The following is a 2,972-nucleotide window of genomic DNA, read 5'->3' on the forward strand; positions in this document are numbered from 1 at the left end:
GAATGTCGCGGCTATTTTAAAGGCAAGCCTCGACCGGGCGATGGCCGACGAGACGTTCCGTGCATCGCTTCAGAAAATCGGCTACACGGTGAAGCGGCCGCAAACCCCGGCTGAAATCACCAGGTTCATCGCAGACGACCGTGCCCGGTGGTCGGCGGTGGTCAAGGCGCGGAATATCTCATTGGATTAAAGCGATGATCATAGAAGCACAAATGCGCGAGGGCGAAGTCGCCGTCGACATGCCCGAAGCCAAGGACGCCGGTCTCGTCTTCATCGGCCGCATCCGCACGCCCTGGAAATCGCGCGAGGAGACGCCGCGTCAGGGTAGCCACAACGGGCCGATCTGCCGGATCGAGATTTTCGAACCTTGGGTGCCGGCGCTGCAGGGCATCGATTTCTACGAACATCTCGAAGTGATCTATTGGCTACATCGCTCGCCACGTAACCTCGTGCTGCAAAGCCCGAAGAAAAACGGCAAGACGCGCGGCACGTTTTCGCTGCGCTCGCCGGTAAGACCCAACCCGATCGGCACTTCGATCGTCAGGTTCGTCGGGATCGAGGGATCGAGCGTGCTGGTGCGCGGTCTTGACTGTCTCGACGAAACGCCGCTGATCGATCTCAAGCCGGACCGCTGCGATTTCTCGCCGCTGGCGGCGCAGCAAGCGGAAACGAGCGAGGCCGAGTAAGCCGCTATCCCTTCAGCGCCGCCACAAGCTTCGCTGCATTTTCCTCCAGCACCTTGCCGTCTTCCTTGCGGCTCGCGGGCGGCAACAGCGCCAAGCCCTCATGGCGCGGCATCACATGGACGTGCAGGTGAAATACCACCTGTCCGCCGGCGGGTTCGGAGAACTGCTGAACCGTGATGCCATCGGCATCGAACGCCGTCATCGCCGCACGCGCAATCTTTTGCGACACACGCGCAACATGAGCGAGATCATCAGGCGCGATGTCGAGAATGTTGCGGGCAGCGGCTTTCGGAATCACCAGCGTATGCCCGGGACAGCGCGGCATGATGTCGAGAAAGGCCAGCGTGTGCTCGTCCTCATAGACCTTATAGGAGGGGAATTCGCCGCGCAGGATTTTTGCAAAGGGATTTTGCGGATCATAGGCGGGCATGAAAAACTCCTGATCTAATCGTTATCCGAGATGCCGTTGTCCTTGCGGAACGGTCCGGCCTCGGTGAGCTCGCGTCCCATCTCGGCGACATAGGCGCGTTCGCGTTTGAGATAATCCTTGATGGCGTGGCGCAGGCTCGGATCGGCGATGAAATGCGCCGAATAGGTGGTTTGCGGCAGGTAGCCGCGAGCGATCTTATGCTCGCCTTGCGCGCCGGCTTCAACCGTCTTCAGCCCGTGATTAATGGCGTACTCGATCGCTTGATAGTAGCACACCTCGAAATGCAGGAAGGGGTGATGCTCAATGGCGCCCCAGTTGCGGCCGAACAGCGTGTCCGAACCGATGAAGTTGATGGCGCCCGCGATCCAGCGGTCGTTGCGCCTCGCCATGACCAGGAGCACGTCCTTGGCCATGGTCTCGCCGATCAGCGAGAAGAACGACCGCGTCAGATAAGGCCGGCCCCATTTGCGCGAACCTGTCTCCATGTAGAACGCGAAGAAGGAATCCCAGGCTTCTTCAGTGATATCGCTGCCGTTGAGCGTATGGATCGTGATGCCGTTGGCGACGGCCTCGCGCCGCTCGCGCTTGATGGCCTTGCGGTGGCGTGAGTTCAGCGTGGCGAGGAAATCGTCGAAGCTGCGGTAGTCCTGGTTATGCCAGTGGAATTGCTGGTCGGTCCGCTGCAGGAAGCCGTGCCCGGCGAGCAATTTCCATTCACCTTCGCGCGCAAACGTGACGTGGGCCGAGGAGGCGTCGGTCGCTTGGCACAGCGCCATCAGCCCCTGCGCCAGCGCGCTGCGGATTTCATTCTGGTCGACATCATGGCGGACCAGAAGGCGGGGGCCGGTGGCCGGCGTGAACGGAACCGAGGCCTGCAGCTTGGGGTAATAGCGGCCGCCGGCGCGCTCGTAGGCATCCGCCCAGCCGCGGTCGAAGACGTATTCGCCTTGAGAGTGCGATTTCAGATAGCAGGGAACGATCCCGGCGATGACGCCGTCGCGGCGGGCGATCAGGTGCCGCGGGCCCCAGCCGGTGCGGGGCGTGGCCGATCCGGAGGCTTCGACGGCCGAGAAAAAGGCATGGGAGACGAAGGGGTTATAGGCGGGTTTGAACCCGCCAGAGAAACTGTCCGGGCAGGGGGGCGGGTTGGCGCAGGCATTCCACTCCTCAGCCGTGACCTGGCTGACGGAAGAAACCGCTTCGAGGATGATTTCGGATGAATCCATGCAGCGTTAGAGGCTGGTCCAAGCGTTCCGATCAGCCATCGCCCGTGGCCGTGGTTCTCTCCGATAAGATTGTGCAACGCGAGGCCGACTTCAAGGTGCTGAATCTTAGGGTCGGAACCCTTCAAAGATCATTTGATCGGCATAACGGGCGGCCCGCGACCGCTGCTCTTCTGTGCGCACCGTCCAGGTCAGTAGCGGCAGGCCGAAGACATGCCGCGCGATCCAAGGCGCTGGCGCCGGCAGGTTGTTGACCCAGTAGGCGACAAAGTGCGGCCGGGTGCGAAACGCGTGTCTGAGATGCTTCATCCCGTTGCGCTGTCGCGGCGTGGCTTCCGGCCAGTCGGTTTCCGTGTAGTCGTTTTGCGCGACGATGCCGCGCGGCAGCTCGGGCAGCAATTCGCGAAGCGCCGCCACCTGATCGGGATCGAACGACATTCCGGCGACCGGTCCCGCATAGGACGCCAGGACTTCCGCCATGCGCTTGACCAGCCGGCGGTCGCCGTCGAAGTGGCTCTTGACCTCGACGATGATGGGTACGCGGCCTCTCACGAGGATACAGAGGTCGGCGAGCGACATCATCCGCTCGGATGTGTCTTTGAAACGGACCTCCTTCAACGCCATCCAGCTCTG

Annotated in this window: 4 protein-coding genes and 1 pseudogene; 2 read left to right on the forward strand and 3 right to left on the reverse strand. The window is 61.9% G+C overall.

The window, feature by feature from the left end; all coding sequences use genetic code 11:
* Both VFL62_RS17140 and tsaA read left to right on the forward strand, forming a co-directional pair.
* Positions 1-190, forward strand: a pseudogene (locus VFL62_RS17140) (ABC transporter substrate-binding protein); the annotation flags it as partial.
* Between the two features lie 4 nt (positions 191-194).
* Positions 195-686, forward strand: a complete 492-nt coding sequence (gene tsaA, locus VFL62_RS17145) for a tRNA (N6-threonylcarbamoyladenosine(37)-N6)-methyltransferase TrmO (protein WP_325173572.1) — start codon at positions 195-197, stop codon at positions 684-686.
* A gap of 4 nt (positions 687-690) precedes the next feature.
* Here the strand turns inward: tsaA and VFL62_RS17150 are convergent, their stop codons facing one another.
* The 3 genes from VFL62_RS17150 to VFL62_RS17160 form a co-directional block, all read right to left on the reverse strand.
* Positions 691-1,116 carry an HIT family protein gene (locus VFL62_RS17150; RefSeq protein ID WP_325173573.1) on the reverse strand — a complete coding sequence of 142 codons (426 nt, stop codon included), beginning with the start codon at positions 1,114-1,116 and terminating at the stop codon, positions 691-693.
* Positions 1,117-1,130: 14 nt separating this feature from the next.
* Positions 1,131-2,342, reverse strand: a complete 1,212-nt coding sequence (locus tag VFL62_RS17155) for a GNAT family N-acetyltransferase (RefSeq protein ID WP_325173574.1) — start codon at positions 2,340-2,342, stop codon at positions 1,131-1,133.
* A gap of 105 nt (positions 2,343-2,447) precedes the next feature.
* Positions 2,448-2,972: glycerophosphodiester phosphodiesterase (locus VFL62_RS17160; protein WP_325173575.1), on the reverse strand; the 525-nt coding region annotated here is incomplete at its 5' end.

Source organism: Bradyrhizobium sp. (assembly GCF_035701725.1).
GTDB lineage: Bacteria > Pseudomonadota > Alphaproteobacteria > Rhizobiales > Xanthobacteraceae > Bradyrhizobium.

What these genes read in the sequence shown, in the direction of transcription:
- tsaA (WP_325173572.1), top strand. Translation starts at nt 195, where the DNA reads ATGATCATAGAAGCACAAATGCGCGAGGGCGAAGTCGCCGTCGACATG.
- VFL62_RS17155 (WP_325173574.1), bottom strand. Translation starts at nt 2,342, where the DNA reads ATGGATTCATCCGAAATCATCCTCGAAGCGGTTTCTTCCGTCAGCCAG.
- VFL62_RS17150 (WP_325173573.1), bottom strand. Translation starts at nt 1,116, where the DNA reads ATGCCCGCCTATGATCCGCAAAATCCCTTTGCAAAAATCCTGCGCGGC.